Genomic DNA, 17,428 nt, shown 5'->3' with positions numbered 1-17,428 from the left:
TGTGTGCAGGCATCGTAAACCGGTCGGAATTATTCTGTATAGATTAGCAGTGAAAAGAACTGTAACCTTCGCTTATTCAGCCAACCGGCGGCGCGGGCAGTATAGCGGATAGCGTTATTCAAGTTAAGGGAAGCCCGCAATCTTTGATATAAATTTGGTGAATACTGGTTGAATCGGTCGGAAAAGCCCTTGTTGCGCCGGTTTTTTTCGTATATCGCTGATTATTACCGCAAATAATGAATGCCATCTGGTCTGAATGAACTTCGATGTCTATTCATTGAAATGACTTAACCCAACTGATCAAGTGATCGGTTTAAGTAGGTCAAGTTCCCATAAAGGTGGGGCAGGGGCATTAGAATATGATGCACTATGATGCCATTATTGTGGGTATGGGGATTATGGGATGCGCTGTTGCAGCCCGACTGACCCAAGCTGGTTTAAGTGTGCTTTGTCTGGAGCAATATGAGTTAGGTAATAAAAGAAACAGTTCTCACGGCCAGACCAGACTCTTTCGACTCTCTTATTTTGAAGACTCTCGCTACGTTCCCCTGCTTAAAGAAGCTCTGGTCGACTGGCAGGATATCAATCGTGTTACAGACGGGAAGATACTCTCTCTGAACGGGCTGCTAATTGCTGGTGATCTGATGTCAAGCCAGACTTTAAAGGGAGTTTTAAGCAGTGCCTCTGAGTATGATCTGGACGTTAATATCCTGAAAGGCAGTGAATGCAGCGAACTTGTTTCCGGTCTGAAAGTCCCTTCAGTCTGGACAGGCATACTGGACCGGCAAGCCGGGTTTTTGGATCTTGATAAGTCATTGCAATATTTCCTTGAAGTATTGAGAAGTCACTCAGGTCAGATACTGGAGAACACTTTAATGGAGTCATTTAAGGAGCATGATAGTGGTGTTGAGGTTACAACCAGTAAAGATGTTTTTTCCTGTTCACACCTGGTCGTAACCGCAGGCTCCTGGCTGAACAGCATTGTCGGTGGAAAGTATCCGCTGGAAATTGAGATGAATCTTCAGTATTGGTTTAAGAGCAGAAACAGTGAGAATTTGTCAGCGGATGCGCCAGCTTTTGCCTTCGACACTCCCGATGGATTTTATTATGGTGTGCCTCAATATGGTGCTGAGCGACTGGTGAAGATTGGCAGACACAAAACGGGTTTTCTGTTGGATAATCCTGAACAGTTGCTTCAAGATTCTCGCAGAAACCTTTCAGAGATCCAGTCAGTTATTGAAAAGTATTTGCCAGGGGTGGTGCCTGAAGTTATCAGGGAAGAGCCATGTCTTTACACTAATAGCCCCGATGGGCATTTCATTATGGAGGCATTACCAGATCACCAGAGAGTCATTGTAGCAGGGGGCTTTTCAGGTCATGGCTTCAAGTTTGCCCCTGTGGTGGGGAGTATTATCAGAAAAATGGTTTTGGAGGAGCCACTGCCTGAAGTATTGGAGCTTTTTAAGCACTCAAGGTTTCAGAATATGTAAAGAAGCAAAAATAAACTATGGCGCTTTGTTTATTTATGAGAAAGGCAGTTATGTGCTTAGATCTTTAACAACCCTTAGACTTCCTTTTTTCCATAGTTCAAAAGTATCTAATATTGATTCAAGATCCTGAATGTAAATATCTTCCTTAGAAAGCTTGCTAATGTATTTTCCATTACCGATATAAACCACACTATGAAAAACTAAAGGTTTTCTTTCAGTGTGGGAAGTATTGTTTGTTATTTGCACAATGTCTCCAAAGTCTAAATCCTTTTCTCCAGTAAATTCATAAATTTTTATGTTCGAAAGCGATTCGTAAAAAGAATCATGAGTGTTATCTCTCGTAGATATTAAAACTGAAAGCCCAAAGCTCAAATAATAAGCAAAGTCGTGACATACACCCTCTATTTTTGATTTATCATCTGGATAGAAAACAGTGCAAACATTTCTAAAGCCTTTTGTTATGATGTCAGAGAGTCTCTTTATTAATTGTTGGTTTTTCTCTTCTTGTTGTCCTGCACAATGTTCTATAAAAATCTCATCATTTTCTGAAACGGAGTCACAACCTGAGGCTTTGTCAATATGGTAATAAGTCTTGCCGTTTAGAATAAATGGATAGACTTTAAAGTCTCCCATATTGTCTCTATTAGTTACTTTATATTGGCATATCTCCAGTTTTCGATTTACTGGCTGATCAGTTTGAGAGATGGATGGGATGTCCATTGCTGGTTGAATTGATGCCGTGCTATTTTGAAATGGTTGCATGGTTCTTCCTTGATAACAGATTGAATGATTAATTAAATCTGTATAAAAAGAAGATGTCACTAACATTCGAGTCAGCGAATATAACAAAGAACTAAAGGGAACATCGGTTATGTCATACTTCGTCTTTGGGATGATTCGGTGGGTCGTGCTATCTGGATTTGTATTCTTCTGGAAGGGAATGATGATCGGCCGGGAACCAGCCGATCATTTGTGCTGGTGGTTTCAGAGACCTTTGATTTTGTCGTAAGTCTTGTAGAGAACGGCTTCTTCTTTGGAAATTCGCTTGCTTAACGCCCTGATGATATTGTTGCAGTCCTGCTGAAAGTTTTCGATGGTATTATCACCATTTTCATAAAGGTTGAAAAAAATCATCACTTTGGCAGAAATCTTATCCATATCAAGCGCGTAGTCAGTCAGAGTCGACTTCAGGCTTTCATCGTTCTCAGCGGCTTCTCTTAATACGGGATACAGGAGCTTATCTTCTTTGTTTAAATGTGCCAGTAGTATTTTTTTGGCGGACAGTATTAAATCCCGACCTTTCTGGTTACCAATGCCAATATCACGTGCTTGTAAAAGTAAGTCACTGATTTGCACATGTTCGCTTTTGAATTCCTCAATTAACTGAGACATTTTTGTTCGCTCCCTGAACATAATGGTTACTAATAGTTTAGGAGGTGATTGCCAGATTTGTCTCAAATCATTAATTATTTACCGTTATGTGTGACTGACTTACCATCCGGGAGTTTTTCGTGGGGGCGTTATCTGTTATTGCCCAGACTCTTCGAGCTGCATGACGATAAGAACTCGTGCAGATATAATGTGGAAATTTCAACCACAACTTCTGGGATGAGCCAATGACAACGGCAAAAGATACTGTTTGGGGTATGAACCCTGATCCTGCGATGGCCAGGCAGCTTGCCGTTCGTGATATTCCTTCCCTGGTTTATGACGCTGTCAACCTTGAAGGGGTTGCGATGACTCTTCCAGAAATTCAAACATTATTAGATGGGATTACTGTTGGAGGCCATAAAATAAGTGACCAGAATATGGCTCTACATCAGGCAGAGGCTTGGAAATATTTGTTTGCTCTGGCTGCTGAAGGAAAGTTCTCTTTTTCCAAAGACGTTGCCTTGGCAATTCACAAGATTGCGGGTAAAGCAGAAGCTCTGGTGTGGGGGGCTTTTCGAACTGGTAACGTCACGATAAGTGGATCAGCATACGAACCTCCCTCGCCCAATGAGCTGGATAACGTCTGGGCTGAGATTGAGTCGGAAATCGCTACCTGTAACGATGTTTATGATATGGCATTTACCGCTTTTTTGAGAATGGCGAGAGCACAGTTCTTCTGGGATGTGAATAAGCGTATGGGGCGATTTATGATGAACGGTATTTTGCTTTCTCATGGGTTTCCCATTGTCAATGTTCCAGCAAAACGTCAGAAAGAGTTTAACCAGTTGATGCTTGATTTCTATGCAACGGCAGACACAATCCTGATGAATACATTTCTGAGATCGTGCCTTAATGAGAAAATTATTGAAAATTTCAAATCCGATCCATCGAACGGCTAAAAAAAATTCATGGGATTGCCTTTGGATGAGGCATTAAATGGTTGGGTAAGAGTCATTGTGCTAAAAAAGGAGAAAGCGAAGATGTAAGTACTCAACCATACGAAATCATATTTTCTGACTTATTGTTCAGGCACTCTGACCGCGTTGCAACTCTGGTCACATAGCTTGCTATGTTCCCGTCGTTGCGCCTTGCAGAGCACCTGCCCAATAAGCCAGAAATATTCGATTCCGTATGGCTGAGTACTTATCACTTCGCTTTCCAGAGCTACTTTTTTAGCTTTCGCTTTCGATCTCGTAACAGGGGACATAATGACTGCCCGGCAGCTTCATTCTGAATTGTTCTACAAAAGACTGAAGCAGGCTATCGACCTGTTTCATCAATTCAGGCTCTCCCTTCAATTGATAGGGGCCTTTTGCCCTGATCTGGCAAACGCCTTCTTCTTTTATATTGCCTGCCACAATACCTGACATGGCGCGTCGAAGATTGGCCGCCAGAATATGGGGAGGCAGCTGGGTATTTAACTCGAGGTTCGCCATGTTTTCATGGGTTGGGTCAAAGGGGGTTTGAAAGTCCTCGTCAATTTGAAGCAACCAGTTAAAGTAGTAGGCGTCGCCATGCTTTCTGCGATAGCGCGTAACCTGCTCCAGTCCACTTCTCATCACCCGGCTGACTTCCAGCGGATCATCAATAATAATCTGGTAGCGTGACTGGGCTTCTTCCCCCAGTGTGTTGCCGATAAATTCATCAATTTTTTCAAAATATTCTCTGGCGGCTTCTGGCCCTGTAAAAACCAGTGGGAAAGGGATTTCCCTGTTGGCAGGGTTGAGTAAAATGCCGAGAATATAGAGAATTTCCTCACAGGTTCCCGGTCCACCCGGAAAAACGGTGATACCATGACCCAGACGAACAAAGGCCTCCAGACGCTTTTCAATATCCGGCAGGATAATCAACTCGTTGACAATAGGATTGGGGGATTCGGCCGCAATAATGCCAGGCTCTGTTAAACCGATGAATCGTCCACGGGACATTCGCTGTTTGGCATGACCGATATAAGCCCCTTTCATGGGGCCCTTCATGGCACCCGGACCACAACCTGTGCAAATGTTCATGCTTCTCAGGCCCAGCTGGTAACCCACTTTCTTGGTATATTCATATTCATGTCGGGCAATGGAGTGTCCGCCCCAGCAAACCACAATACTGGGAACCTGTTGGGTAATAAAAGCGTCAGCGTGTCTGAGAATCTGGAAAACCAGATGCGTGATATCCGTGGAACTGTTTACAGCAAAGCGCGGGTCTTCTGTGATGCGAGACGACACATAAAGTATATCTCTGAGGACAGAAAACAGGTTTTCCCGAACGCCGCGAATCAGTTTTCCAGCAACAAAGGCGTCGGCAGGAGCATTAATTAATTCCAGTTTTAGTCCGCGGTGTTCCTGAACAATACGAATGTCGAAATCCTGGTATTGCTCCATGATTTCTTCGGTGTCATCACCTTCCTGTTCACAGTTGAGTATGGCCAGGGCGCACTGCCGGAACAAACGATGCAACCCTTTCTGACTGGTGTCCTGAAGGCTGCTGACCTCATGGTTTGAGAGAACACGCATGGAGCCTACAGGGTTAACAATAGTGGAAACAGTATTTCTGGCGGTCATGGCACCCCCTGGTTTTTTTTATCGTGAAAATCGTCCAGCGATTTGGATAGCAAAGTGGTTCTGACCTTGTGGCCATGTTATTTAATCGGCCACAGTCTGATTATATGTGGATATAAGACATTTTTTCAGTCTTGACGGATTGTCCATCCTCTGACAAATTGGGAGTGTTAACACCTTGTTGAGAGCCGAATGGTTGACTCACTGGCTCACATTTCATTTCGGCTCTTTCAGGCTTTGCCAGAGGTAGTGAAAATGGCTAAACAAAGAGTAGTGGGCTATCTGAATCATCACCATGTGACCTTTTCAACCCATCGCCAGCCATCCGCTTTTACGGCTTAGGAAGTTGCCGAACAGGCACAGATCAGTGGTCATAATTTGGCCAAAACAGTGATGATATCTCTGAACTTTTGATACTGGGTTGGCAAGACTTTCAGGAGCTCGTGCATCCGGTTGTGCTCTCGAAGAGACAGAGAGATACGATTGCGTGAAAATGTCTCACGGTAAAATAAAACGAATATCCGGAGCCTGGTATTTATGCCATCTAACCCAGAACTGCAGCCTGCATCAGAAAAGGTCATTATTGTCGATGAAAGTAACCAGGTGCTTGGTGCTTTACCCAGAAGCCAGATGAGAGAAAAGAAACTTTGCCACCGGGCTACTTACGTCTTTGTTTTTAACAGTAAAGGGCAGCTCTACGTTCAGGAAAGGACGTTGAGCAAGGATATTTACCCGGGTTATTTTGAGCCGGCAACGGGAGGCGTAGTCGCTGAAGGTGAGAGTTATGACGTGGCTGCCGTCAGGGAACTGGCGGAAGAGCTTGGCATAGAAGACACACCTTTGGAGCCTCTGTTTCACTTTTACTTTCAGAATGATGACTGCAAGGTTTGGGGGAGGGTCTACAGCTGTCAATATGAGGGGGAGCTGAGGTTGCAGGAAGAAGAAGTGGCAAGGGTAATCATGGAGTCGCCTGAAGAGATTCGGTCAAACCGCTTCAACCGGACATACACACCAGACAGTCTCGTGGCTCTTGAACGTTTGATGAATCTCTATGGTGACAGAGAAATATCTGCCTGAACTTTCCGGTCAAATCGACATCATCTTAAGTATTGAGGCCCACTCACGCTTGAGCCCCGGGTCAAGAAAACCTTTCGAAGATCTGGAAAATACAGGTTGGCTAAGCAGCGATGCATAGCTTGAGAAAGAGTTTGAAAGCAAGAAGTTCTCTTCTTCCAGATGGCCCGTTTCATCGGTTGGAGAGATCTTTATTTCCTTATCTTCATCATCGATTGCTATAGGCAAGTCTTCATTGAAGGCAGTGGACTTTTGATCAATCGTTGGGTTGTAGGGTGTATCCAAAGCATCGAAAAACTCATCATCTTCTTTCATGCCAGATATTGTCTCAGAGGCCGTGTTGTTTTCGATGCTGGTTTCGGCAACCGGGCCTTGAGATGTCAGCATGGTCAGCAGGTTGGGCTCAACAGGTCCCCTTACTTTTATCAGTAATTCCATAACCCGATCAACCTGCTGATTTGCATCCTGAATCTTCTTCAGCAGCAGAGGTTTGCTTAAGTAGGCTGACTCATCAGTTCGGGCAGTTTTCAGATGCTGTTCAACCTGATTCAGGATTCTCACGCGATCATTCAGACTCAGCGCTTCTCCCTTTTGAAGGTTAAACAGCTTATTGACTGCTTTCACGAAAGAAGCCTTTTTTTCCTCTGTCATCAAAAGATCTTCTGTGAAAATCCCTGCAAGTTCCGGATGGGGTTCTTCTGTAACAAGATCAGCCAGGACGGAAATAGCTGCCTCTCTCATGACCTCCGGGGTTGTGGGAGTCTCTATCAAATGCCTGAGGCGACGAACTTCCTTTTCTAACGTTACACCTTCAGCTAGCTCATCCCTTACCGCCAACTCCACTTTCACCTTAAGAGCTGATGGGTTGCCCTGCCTGATACCAAGGTCAAGCATTCTTGCAGCCTGTCTGGGATCCCCTGACTCAATCAAAAGTTCAGCGGCTTCTTTAAAGCGACCATGCTTGATCAGCAGGATTTTAAGATAATTCAGAGTGCTATGAGCTTGAATGTTGTCATCTGCCCAGAGGTTTTGAAGAAGAGTCTGTATCGGAAAGTGTTCCAGTGAGCGGGCAACGATGTCCGGATGGCTTTGGTCAAGCAGGTTTAATAATGAGATGAGATGATGAGGGTCTGCAAAGTAGGGATGGTGACTGACCAAGTCTTGAATAAGATCATTCAGCTGCTTTGTTTTATAGAGATTGTTTTTATTGCAGTCGATAAGCAGCTTGATCACTTCTTCTGCTTTTTCCGGATTGGATTTATAGGCAAACTCGGCTAAGCGGAAGGCAATGGCTTTTTCCTCGGGCGTGTTTTTAGGGAGGTTTTTTGCCAGATGGATCAGCCATTCAGTGTCAGTCACCAGTTTACTGGCATTTTCGATGTCTTTTCTTTTCAACAGCTGTCTGTATAGCTCAAAGGCTTTCTGTCGTTCAACGACAATCAGCCTGTGTGCGACACTCTCAAGCCATAGCCATTGCTCATCATCTGCTTCTGCAGCTTCCCTGGCATAGAAAGCTTCAGGGATAGCCTGCAGGGCGATCATGCAGTCACTTTCATGCTTAAATCTTTCCTGATCCCGGACAAAGCGGAGCAGGATCCGGCAGGCGGCCTCGTCACCTCTTGCCGCTTCTATGCAACGTTTTTCCATTAATCTTGGCACCATCCTTACTGGCTGGGCTAAAGCCTGGTCTTCTGAGATGATGTCACTGAGCACTCTACTGAAGGCATCGGGTACAATGAGTACACCCTCTTCTTTTTTGAGTGCTTCTATATGCTGGTGGTGAAGTGCAGGTGACACTTCATCTGGCGTATTGCCTGATTGAGATTGACCTGGTATTGAAGCATCTTGAGTGTGCATCTGATTCAGTCGCTCATAGGTGACCTGATCGTGATCTTCTATTCTGGTTGCCGGTTTTCCAGGGAGCAGACCGGGTATCTCGATTTTGCATGCGATAAATTCAAACGGCCAGCCTATTTGCAGTCCTGTTCCACCTTCGTAGGGAACCAGGCGTGTTTCTTTGGCTGTTAGCGCTTTTTTTACCAACCACCCAGCCAGGCTTCCACCTGAAACTCTGATACCGTGTTTCAAATCTTTTATCCTGACTTCGCCGTGCTGCATAAAAGCGAAGATATCGAGATGAACAGGTTTTGAGAAGAGAGGAGCTAATAGCCAACCAATGTAGGGGATGTTTCGAATGGTTTTGGGGTGAATGATCAGTGAGCTGTTGAAGGTTCCATTATGAGTATCATCGAAGTGCTGAATGTTGACTTTCTTAACCTCCAGCAGGGCAGGCCGGGCTGACTCGTTGACAAGCTTTAACGCATCGAAAGCAAGTATGGATGTTTGTTTTGTTGAAGCTTTAAGCAGATCGAGAGGTTTGCAAAAGCGGACGCCTTTCATGGTCAGCTTTCCTCTCTCATAACCTACTATGCAGTCTGATTCTTTTGAAGGGTCAGGTACTGCCGTCAGCTCTTCATAAGAGTCCAGATTTTCATATCGGACTTCAACTCTTTCAGCGGAAAGTTGCACCGCTGTTCGATCCTCGGAAGAGGAAATGAATGAGTTTTTCAATATCTGGGAGATGCTGATATCGGTGCCGACTGAGATAGTCGTGTTCTCGAGTCTGATTTGCAACGTCAGTGGAGGTTTATCTTTAACCGGAATTTCAACCGTACAGGAAAGATCCCCTACTTCAAAATGGTTTTTTGTGGCTTGTCCATTGATTAAATAGCTCTCTGATGCCTGGACGACTCTTTTCGAGTCGAAGTTCAGCGCTGTAATTCTAACGGGCAGATCATCGCCATTCTTTATGAGTATCTCATTAAAGTTGAATGGAGTTTGCTCTCCGTCGACAATGACCGCCGTATAACTGCACAGCAAGTCATATAATAAAGAGCGCCACTGGCGTCTTTCATCCTCACGGCTGATCTCAATGCCAGCCTGATGATTGACGAAATTATCAAGCTTTGATGCGACTTTCTCGAAACCTGCACCAGGAAGGTTCGCCAGTGCTCCGACAGCTCTGCCTGGAAGATCTTTCAGTAAACCAAGGTAACCGGTCTGCTTTTCCGCTTCTTCAGGTTCAAAATCCTTAGTAGGAGGAAGTGTCGAGTTTTTCTTGCCGATGTAACTTTTGTACCATCGCCGGAAGAACCAGGGGCGTCTTTCAGCTTTTCGCTCATTAATCTGAGGGGATTGAGGTGCCCGTTGATCAGATGATTCGTGGCTCAATTGACTCCTGGTGCTTGTCTCACTGATTTGTCTGCCCAGATGGTCCTGTCCAGTGAGTGGAGAAGAGGGCGGATTACGATCGCCAGAAGATCTGGAGGAAGGGGGCGAGTTGTTGCTGCCAGGTGTAAGAGGTGATGACATGTCGCTGCAGTCCGTTATGAGCTTTCGGGTTCATCAGCATTTCAGTATTTATTAACACAGCTTAGCTGATAGCAATAGAGCTTGGCAGCTTGGTTGAGGCGGTAGGAGAAATTGTGTTTTTGCGCTGCTAAAAAGTGTCGAATGAATGGCAGACTGTCAAAGGAAATGGCTGGCATTTTGCAGCGTGACGAAAATTGACTTAAAAAAAAATTCTTATGCTTCAAAATTCTTGATTGCAGATGGACAGCAATCTTTAAGAAGTCAATACTTAGCTCGCTCACTAATGTGTCCTAACGGGGGTCTCCCTCGTTGTTAGAGCATTGAATCATGTGCCGCCCCCTAAGGGGCGGCACAGTTCGTTGTGGGGAAAGAAATTTCCAAGTCCGGGTCGATCTGATTGAACTCAACGCTTCCTCACAGGCTTTTTACGTGCAGTTTTCTTTGTGCTTTTCTTTACAGGCGATGTCTTTACAGGCGATGTCTTTTCAGGAAATGCTGCTTGGCGCACATCTTCGAAGGTTGTGGCAAAGTGAATGGTCATATCTTCTCGAATATAATCCGGCAGTTCATCGTAATCTCTTCGGCATTCTTCCGGAATGATCAGGGTATGAATACCTTGTCGTTTGGCGGCTATGACTTTTTCCCTGACCCCGCCAACAGCCAGAACTTTTCCGGTTAGAGTCAGCTCTCCGGTCATGGCTAGAGAGGCGGGCTTTTTGCTCGTAGCAAGAGATAATAGTGCGGTTGCCATGGTAATCCCGGCTGAAGGACCGTCTTTGGGAGTTGCGCCTTCAGGCACATGAAGATGGATAAAGGCTTTTTCAAAATAGGCTTCCGGAATGCCTAATTTTTCAGCTTGGCTTGAAACAAAGCTATAAGCTATTTCAGCAGACTCCTTCATGACATCCCCCAACTTACCGGTCAGTTTGAAGCCAGCTCGCTGATGATGAATAAGGCTGGCTTCTACTGGCAGGGTTGCGCCTCCCATGGCAGTCCAGGCCAGACCTGTCACTACACCAATGCCTTCAATGCGCTTCTCTTTTCTGAAGTAAGGTGCACCCAGATAGTCAGATAGATTCCTGGTAGTCACACTGAGACTCTTACCGGTGCCTTCAAGCAGTTGAACAACGACTTTGCGAATAATTTTATGAAGCAGTTTTTCAAGGTTTCTCACGCCAGCTTCCCTGGCATAGCCCTCAATGACTGCCTTAAGAGTGAGGTCGGAGAGCCTGATCTGGCTCTTTTTTAAACCCGACTGTTTCAACAGTTTTGGCCACAGGTGATTTTTGGCGATAGCCATTTTTTCTTCTGTGATATAGCCTGAAAGTCTTATGACATCCATTCGATCCAGAAGAGGGCCGGGAATCGTGTCCAATTGATTGGCAGTACTGATAAACAGCACTTTTGAAAGATCGATTCTCATGTCCAGATAGTGATCGAGAAACTCACTGTTTTGTTCCGGGTCGAGCACTTCCAGCATTGCGGATGCGGGGTCTCCACGATAAGAGGCACCGATTTTGTCAATTTCATCCAGCATGATAACGGGATTGGCAACATCGACTTCCTTAAGGGCCTGAACCAGTTTGCCCGGCAGTGCACCGATATAGGTCCGGCGATGACCTTTAATTTCTGCTTCATCCCTCATGCCGCCCAGGCTGAAACGATAAAACTTTCTGCCTAAAGCACGGGCGACGGATCGTCCTATGGACGTCTTACCAACGCCGGGAGGGCCTGCCAGTAACATGATAGTGCCTGATATTTCCTGTTTGTAAGCACCAACAGCCAGAAACTCGATGATTCGGTCTTTGACGTCTTCAAGCCCATCATGATCTGCATTTAAAATTTCTCTGGCATGGGCAAGATCAAATATGTCTTCGGAGTATTTGCCCCAGGGGACCGAGGTAGCCCAGTCAAGATAGTTCCGGCAGATGGCATATTCAGGGGAGCCCACTTCGAGAATCGAGAGCTTTTTCATCTCGTCATTGATCTTTTTAAGGGGCGTTTCCGGAATAGCCAGCTCGGCAATCCGTTTTTCAAATGCCTCAATTTCAGCCGTTCTGTCGTCTTTCGAAATGCCAAGCTCTTTCTGAATGACTTTCAGCTGTTCTTTTAGAAAAAATTCACGTTGATGCTTGCTGATCTTGCGGTTCACCTCAGCGTTAATCTCACCCTGAAGGCGGGCCACTTCCTGTTCCTTGCGGATGAGAATCAATACTTTCTCCATTCGACGCTGAACAGAGAATGTTTCAAGGACTTCCTGCAACTCCTTACCCGGCGCAGTGGTGATGGCGGCTGCAAAGTCCGCCAGTGGGGACGGGTCTTTTGGACTGAATCGATTGAGGTAATTTTTCAGTTCTTCGCTGTAGAGCGGGTTCAGCGGGATTAATTCTTTGATGGCCTGAATCAGTGCCAGTGCGTAGGCTTTGATTTCATCGGTGTCATCTTCGATATTGTCAGGGTACTCTACCTGAACCAGGTAGGGTGGGCGTTTTCGAAGCCATTGCTTGATACGAAAGCGCTGCATGCCCAGAGCGATGAACTGGATCTGGTCGCCTTCCGGAAGGATATTGTGAATTCTTACGGTGCAGCCCACCTGCGGGAAGTCTCCCGGACTGACCACATGGCCAGCTCCTGTCATGCCAGCAACATAACTGAGTCCTACTACTTTATGTGGGCTCTGGGCGACCCGATGAAGTGTTTCTTCCCACTCCTGACTACTGAATACCAGAGGTTGAACCTGTGCCGGGAAAAACGGTCGGTTTGAGACAGGGATGAGGTAAAGCTTGTCAGGCAGAGCGTGTTCCGGGAGCACCAGTCCGGTACCCATATCCTCTACCTGTTCATCAGCTGAAATAACTTCGGGTTCCTGATTGTCCTGATCTGTCATAGTCTTTTCGGATAACGTCTCGGAATGAATAGTAAGCGGATAATGACTATCTGGAGTCATCTCCAGTGATTTCAATAGGCGATGTAATTAAGTATGGTTGAGTAAAATCTGCGTGCCACTCAACTGACGCGATCAAGGGAGTTAATAATATGAAAAGTTTTCAGGAAGTTTTGGGTTTCTGGTTTGAAGGTGAACCCCTTGGCGATGTGCAAATGTCTCGCTGGTGGAAGAAAAGTGAGGCTCAGGATCAGCAGATCCGCAATCAATTTGCTGGCTTGCCGGAGGCGATAGAGTCCGGAGAGTGCGACGAGTGGCTGGAATCCGCTGAAGGGCGGTTGGCAGCGATTATTGCGCTGGATCAGTTTCCCCGGAATATGTTCCGGGGCGATCCCAGATCCTTTCAGTACGATCATACTGCTCTGACGATTTCCAGAGAGGGTGTAGAGCTGGGTCAGCTGGATCAGCTGACAGAGCTGCAACAGGCTTTTTTTGTCATGCCTTTCATGCACAGTGAGTCGCTTGAAGATCAGGAGCAATGTGTGAGGCTGTTTGAGAGCATTCTTGGCGGGGCTGGAGATGGCTATCAACAATACCTCGCAGGTTCACTGGATTTTGCTGTCAGACATCGTGATATTGTTGCCAGATTTGGACGCTTTCCTCATCGCAACAGCCTGCTGGAACGTGAGAGTACCGATGAAGAATTGAGCTTTCTTCAGCAGCCTGGATCATCTTTCTGAGCTTTTTTCGCCATGTCCGTGGTAAAAATGGGAATAAAGTATCAGCTGCTGTAATATGTCGCGACAAACAATAATAATACCCAAAGGATACTTATGAAAAAGTTGTTTATTGTCGCATTTGGGATGGCCCTCTGGCAGTCAGCTCAGGCTCTTTCGATGAAGGGTGTGGAGATCCCTGATGTTGTGAAGTCAGACGACACTGTTTTGCAACTTCAGGGTGCAGCAGTTCGAACATGGTATTTGGTGGTAGACGGTTACATTGGTGCACTCTATCTTGAAAACCCCACCACTGACGTATCCCGCATACTCTCTGAAGAAAGTTATCAGAGAATGAGCTTCACCATTCTGTTATCGAAAATGAGTGCGAGACGTATGGCCAATGCCTTTTACGAAGCGATTCAGATTAATACATCTGAGGAAGAGCAGAAGGAGCTGGAAAAAGGTATCGCTCAGTTTATGGGCATGATTGATGGCACTCTGAGCAAAGGAGAATCTGGAACCTTTGAATACATCCCTGGTAAGGGAGCTAGAGTCATTATTGCCGGGGAGGAAAAGGGGATCATACCCGGCAAGAAACTATTCAACGCAATACTTAAAGTTTGGATTGGTGAAACCCCGCCCAACCAGAAGTTTAAGGAAGGTATTCTGGGTTTGAATGCCAAGGGGTAGAGCTTTTCACAAGATAGTGCTTTTCACAATAGGTTGCTTTCGGTTTTGTCTTCGGGGCTGCTCACAAGGCCACTTTCCTCCGCTGCTAAAGTCGAAACTAACCGGTCAGGTATTTATGACCTGAATTCAAGCAATGTTTTTCTCTTCTCAGCCGATGCATGGATAGAGGTGTCGTCGATCAGCCAAGAGGAGAAACTGATGAGTAAGTCTATAGAAAAAGCCGTTCTCACCATGACTGAATCGACCCAGGGGGAATATGTTATCCGGGTAACCCAGGGTAGCACGATTCTCTTTGGGGATGTCATTCTCCGCCTGCCAGCGGGTTTGGGAGAGTCGCTAAAAAGTGATCTGGCTTCAGTCATGGCCAATGCTGTCCTGAGGCACATCAGTAGTGCTGACAAAGAAGCTATCCGCGAAGTTGAAGGCCTCTTCCTCGAGTGGGGATGCTTTGATATTGCGGATGATAGCTGCATCTAACTGAATTAATATTCCCCCCCCATACATCTTGCCTTCTCAGGTTAGAGGTGCCTGTCACAGAAGTGCAATCACGAGTCCAAATGTTCAGGGTGGTATTTTTTGTCCTCTCTTGCAGTAGAATGTTTGAGAGTCGGTCAGTTCTGTCGGATACTGGCTGTATTGTATCGCTGTTCTGCCGTAATCGTTTCAGTGCGATGAAGTGCAGACGAAGTGCAGATGTATTGTACAATGGAGCTTTTTGCCGTATGTGCATTTAGCATCAACAAAAACAAGAGATTACCATGTCTGATCAAGTTAGTATTGTCATCGTTTCAGCTTCACGTACTCCCATGGGAGGTTTCCAGGGGAGCCTTTCAGACGTCTCAGCGCCTGAACTGGGCGCTGTTGCTATCCGTTCTGCCCTTGAGAAAAGTGGCCTTTCTCCCTCCGATATCTCTGAAGTTCTGATGGGCTGTGTGTTGCCTGCAGGCTGTCGTCAGTCTCCCGCCAGACAGGCAGCCAGAGGAGCAGGTCTGCCGGACTCTACTTGCACGACAACTGTCAATAAAGTGTGTGGCTCAGGCATGAAAACCGTCATGATGGGCGCGGCTCAGCTAAAATTGGGCGAGGCTGACGCCGTGGTTGCAGGCGGTATGGAGAGTATGACGAATGCGCCCTACTTTCTGGAAAAAGCTCGCTCAGGTTTGAGATTAGGGCACGGAGAGATTAAAGATCACATGTTCACTGACGGGCTGGAAGATGCCTATGAAGGCCAGGCCATGGGCGTTTTTGCCGAGCAAACCGCCAAACGATTTGAAGTATCCAGAGAATCGATGGATGACTATGCTCTGGAATCACTGAGAAGAGCCCTGGCTGCCAATGAGGAAGGGGCATTCGCAGATGAAATTGCTCCGGTGGAAACACGTCGTAATGGTCAAGTTACGGTGGATGAACAGCCCGGCAAGGCCCGTCCTGAAAAGATTCGGCAGCTGAGACCCGCGTTCGAGAAGGACGGGTCTGTCACAGCAGCAAACTCCAGCTCTATTTCCGACGGTGCGGCGGCCCTCGTTTTGATGCGTGAAGAAGATGCTTTGGCCAAAGGTTTGGCACCTGTTGCACGCATCAAAGGCTATCAGAGCCATGCCCAGTTACCGGCGGAGTTTACTATTGCCCCCATTGCTGCTATCAGTAGATTGCTGGAAAAGGTGGATTGGCAGGCAGAAGATGTAGACTTGTTTGAAATCAATGAAGCTTTTGCGGTTGTCACCATGGCGTGCATGCAAGAGCTGGGTCTGGATCACAGCAAGGTCAACGTCTACGGTGGCGCCTGTGCGCTGGGCCATCCACTGGGAGCCAGTGGCGCCCGAATTATTGTGACGCTTCTTAATGCCCTGAAAAAGAAGGGGGGCAGCAAAGGTGTTGCATCCCTCTGTATTGGTGGTGGTGAAGCTACTGCTATCGCACTTGAGCTTATTTAATGTGTCTTGAGCTCAGGATTTTTGACGACTTGGTCGTTTATTAATCGCCACAAGCAAAAGGAGTCTGTAATGGTTTTCTGAAGTCCGGCAGGCTCCTGAGGCTTACAAACAATAAGAGGCCGTTAATGAACTTTACCCTGACAGAAGATCAAATCGCTTTCCGTGATCTTGCCGCCCAGTTTTCCCGGCAAGAGCTGTTACCCCATGCGGCTGACTGGGATAGAGATAGCACTTTTCCCGTTGAGACCCTCAGAAGAGCTGGCAAACTGGGATTTTTATCCCTGTATGCACCTGAATCAATGGGGGGGATGGGGTTATCACGGCTCGACTCAAGTCTGGTTTTCGAACAGCTTGCCATGGGATGTACGTCAACCACGGCTTATATGACCATCCATAACATGGTCGTCTGGATGGTAGGACTGGCTGCCAGCGATGAGGTGCTGTCCGAGTGGAGTGAGGCTCTGGTGACGGGTGAAAAACTGGCTTCTTATTGCCTGACAGAACCGGGTTCCGGGAGTGATGCTGCTTCTCTGAAAACCCGTGCCGTCAGGGAAGGAGACGAGTATATCCTTTCCGGTTCGAAAATGTTTATTTCAGGTGCGGGCAGCACCAGTCTGCTGTTGGTCATGGCCCGAACGGGGCAAGAGGGTCCAAAAGGTATCTCTGCTTTTGCGGTTCCTGCCGACAGTGAAGGAATTACTTATGGTCGTAACGAAAAGAAAATGGGTTGGAAAAGTCAGCCAACCCGGCTGGTAAGTTTTGACAATGTCAGGATTCCCGCCAGCTCTCTTCTGGGTATGGAGGGAGAAGGCTTCACTCTTGCTATGAAAGGTCTGGATGGTGGTCGAATTAACATAGCCACCTGCTCTGTCGGTACTGCTCAGCAGGCGCTGAATACTGCCAGAGAATACCTTAGGGAGCGTAAGCAATTTGGAAAAGCTCTGGCCGAGTTCCAGGCCTTGCAGTTCCGGCTGGCCGATATGGCCACAGAGTTGACGGCAGCCAGGCAGATGGTCAGGCTCGCAGCTTTCAAGCTGGATCAAAAAGACCCTGAAGCCACTGCCTATTGTGCCATGGCGAAACGTTTTGCCACGGATGTTGGTTTTAAAATCTGTGATGAGGCGCTGCAACTCCATGGGGGTTATGGTTACATCAATGAGTATCCTCTTGAGCGGCATGTCAGAGATACCCGGGTGCACCAGATTCTGGAAGGGACCAATGAGATAATGAGACTGATCATTGCCCGTAGAATTCTGGCTGATGAATACGCAGGACTGGAATGAAC

At 46.6% G+C, this 17,428-nt stretch carries 13 protein-coding genes; 8 read left to right on the top strand and 5 right to left on the bottom strand.

All coding sequences use genetic code 11. From position 1 onward, the window contains the following. Positions 1–359: 359 nt before the first annotated feature. Positions 360–1,490: an N-methyl-L-tryptophan oxidase gene (gene solA / locus ACOJUN_RS22930; protein WP_422134169.1), complete on the top strand. Its 1,131-nt coding sequence runs from the start codon at positions 360–362 to the stop codon at positions 1,488–1,490. A 48-nt stretch (positions 1,491–1,538) separates the two neighbouring features. On the opposite strand, the gene ACOJUN_RS22925 is transcribed toward solA, so the two are convergent. Further along, on the bottom strand, positions 1,539–2,252 hold the full coding sequence (locus tag ACOJUN_RS22925) for a hypothetical protein (RefSeq protein WP_422134168.1): 714 nt from the start codon (positions 2,250–2,252) through the stop codon (positions 1,539–1,541). A gap of 222 nt (positions 2,253–2,474) precedes the next feature. After that, positions 2,475–2,882 (bottom strand): hemerythrin domain-containing protein, encoded by a 408-nt coding sequence (locus ACOJUN_RS22920; protein WP_422134167.1) that lies wholly within the window; start codon positions 2,880–2,882, stop codon positions 2,475–2,477. 224 nt (positions 2,883–3,106) lie between these two features. Here ACOJUN_RS22920 and ACOJUN_RS22915 point away from each other — a divergent pair, with 224 nt between their 5' ends. After that, positions 3,107–3,820, top strand: coding sequence for a Fic family protein (locus tag ACOJUN_RS22915; protein ID WP_422134166.1), 714 nt, complete (start codon positions 3,107–3,109; stop codon positions 3,818–3,820). Positions 3,821–4,093: 273 nt separating this feature from the next. Here the strand turns inward: ACOJUN_RS22915 and ppnN are convergent, their stop codons facing one another. Next, positions 4,094–5,473: a nucleotide 5'-monophosphate nucleosidase PpnN gene (gene ppnN / locus ACOJUN_RS22910; protein ID WP_422134165.1), complete on the bottom strand. Its 1,380-nt coding sequence runs from the start codon at positions 5,471–5,473 to the stop codon at positions 4,094–4,096. A gap of 534 nt (positions 5,474–6,007) precedes the next feature. On the opposite strand from ppnN, the gene yfcD reads away from it, so the two are divergent. Next, positions 6,008–6,547 carry an NUDIX hydrolase YfcD gene (yfcD, locus tag ACOJUN_RS22905; protein ID WP_422134164.1) on the top strand — a complete coding sequence of 180 codons (540 nt, stop codon included), beginning with the start codon at positions 6,008–6,010 and terminating at the stop codon, positions 6,545–6,547. 9 nt (positions 6,548–6,556) lie between these two features. Here yfcD and ACOJUN_RS22900 read toward each other — a convergent pair whose 3' ends face one another. After that, a complete protein-coding gene (locus ACOJUN_RS22900; protein WP_422134163.1) occupies positions 6,557–9,916 on the bottom strand; it encodes a hypothetical protein in 3,360 nt (1,119 codons plus the stop codon). 403 nt (positions 9,917–10,319) lie between these two features. Beyond that, positions 10,320–12,803, bottom strand: a complete 2,484-nt coding sequence (lon, locus tag ACOJUN_RS22895; RefSeq protein ID WP_422134162.1) for an endopeptidase La — start codon at positions 12,801–12,803, stop codon at positions 10,320–10,322. A 149-nt stretch (positions 12,804–12,952) separates the two neighbouring features. Between lon and ACOJUN_RS22890 the strand changes: the two genes are divergently transcribed. The 5 genes from ACOJUN_RS22890 to ACOJUN_RS22870 all read left to right on the top strand — a co-directional run bounded on the left by ACOJUN_RS22890 (position 12,953) and on the right by ACOJUN_RS22870 (position 17,426). Then, positions 12,953–13,540 (top strand): DUF924 family protein, encoded by a 588-nt coding sequence (locus ACOJUN_RS22890; RefSeq protein WP_422134161.1) that lies wholly within the window; start codon positions 12,953–12,955, stop codon positions 13,538–13,540. Between the two features lie 93 nt (positions 13,541–13,633). Next, a complete protein-coding gene (locus tag ACOJUN_RS22885; protein WP_422134160.1) occupies positions 13,634–14,209 on the top strand; it encodes a chalcone isomerase family protein in 576 nt (191 codons plus the stop codon). 198 nt (positions 14,210–14,407) lie between these two features. Then, the gene (locus ACOJUN_RS22880) at positions 14,408–14,686 is read left to right on the top strand and encodes a hypothetical protein (protein WP_422134159.1); all 279 of its coding nucleotides are present in this window, start codon (positions 14,408–14,410) and stop codon (positions 14,684–14,686) included. Positions 14,687–14,967: 281 nt separating this feature from the next. Next, positions 14,968–16,143, top strand: coding sequence for a thiolase family protein (locus ACOJUN_RS22875; RefSeq protein WP_422134158.1), 1,176 nt, complete (start codon positions 14,968–14,970; stop codon positions 16,141–16,143). A 125-nt stretch (positions 16,144–16,268) separates the two neighbouring features. Next, complete coding sequence (locus ACOJUN_RS22870; protein WP_422134157.1) at positions 16,269–17,426, top strand: acyl-CoA dehydrogenase family protein; 1,158 nt, start codon at positions 16,269–16,271, stop codon at positions 17,424–17,426. Positions 17,427–17,428: the final 2 nt, after the last annotated feature.

Source organism: Endozoicomonas sp. ALD040 (assembly GCF_049275945.1).
Lineage (GTDB): Bacteria > Pseudomonadota > Gammaproteobacteria > Pseudomonadales > Endozoicomonadaceae > Endozoicomonas_A.
The sequence above is the reverse complement of the archived record's forward strand: the minus strand, read 5'-3'. Positions and strand labels throughout refer to the sequence as shown.